The organism is Mycoplana rhizolycopersici (assembly GCF_013378445.1).
In the GTDB taxonomy this organism is placed as follows: Bacteria; Pseudomonadota; Alphaproteobacteria; order Rhizobiales; family Rhizobiaceae; genus Mycoplana; species Mycoplana rhizolycopersici.
Map to the genome: position 1 here is coordinate 1 of NZ_JABXYK010000052.1, position 757 is coordinate 757.

The following is a 757-nucleotide window of genomic DNA, read 5'->3' on the forward strand; positions in this document are numbered from 1 at the left end:
CGGCGCCGAGGTCGAGAAGCCTGCTGCAGATGGCGGCTGTTTCCTGCGTGGATGGCTCCAGCGTTTCTCTGTTGCGAACAAATTCGAGGCCGAGATAGAGGCACATACCGTGCACCGCGCCGACGATCGGAAAGCGCGAGGCAAGCGCCTCAACGCGACACCGGAGATGATCGCCGACGGCACGCGCATTTTCCTGCAACTTCTCGTCGTGCATCGCGTCGAGCACGGTCATGCCGACGGTGCAGGACACCGGGCTGCCGCCGGGGGGAAATCCTCACTTCGAGAAACACTTCCGCGAAGCAGCTTCATTGTCTGTTGTCCTGTAACTCGAAATCGACGTGGCAGCCTGAAATCGCAGTCCCCCCTTGAACAGCGTCCATCGCGGTCGCGCCGAGCCGCATGCGTCGGACAGCTTCTTTGCTCAGTGCAGGAGTTGACTGAGAAACTGGCTCGCGCGATCTGTCTTCGGACGAACGAAGAACGCGTCCGGCGCGCCCCCTTCCACGATACGGCCGCCCTGGTCCATAAAAATGACGCGGTCGGCGACCTGGCGGGCAAAGCCCATCTCGTGGGTGACGCATACCATTGTCATCCCCTCGCTTGCCAGTGCGACCATCGTGTCCAGCACCTCCTTGACCATCTCGGGATCGAGCGCGGATGTCGGCTCAACCGCCTACCGTTCTTTGGGCACATCAATTGTGTGCAAGGCACTATTGCGTCAGCGCATGAGCCTCCAGAATGCGTCCCGCGATGGAAC

The 757-nt window shown here is 61.2% G+C and carries 2 pseudogenes; both read right to left on the reverse strand.

Annotated features, from left to right (window positions below):
• Window positions 1–262 (reverse strand): annotated as a pseudogene (locus HV823_RS26355) (aminotransferase class III-fold pyridoxal phosphate-dependent enzyme); the annotation flags it as partial.
• A 159-nt stretch (window positions 263–421) separates the two neighbouring features.
• A pseudogene (gene glnQ, locus HV823_RS26360) lies at window positions 422–667 on the reverse strand (glutamine ABC transporter ATP-binding protein GlnQ); the annotation flags it as partial.
• Window positions 668–757: the final 90 nt, after the last annotated feature.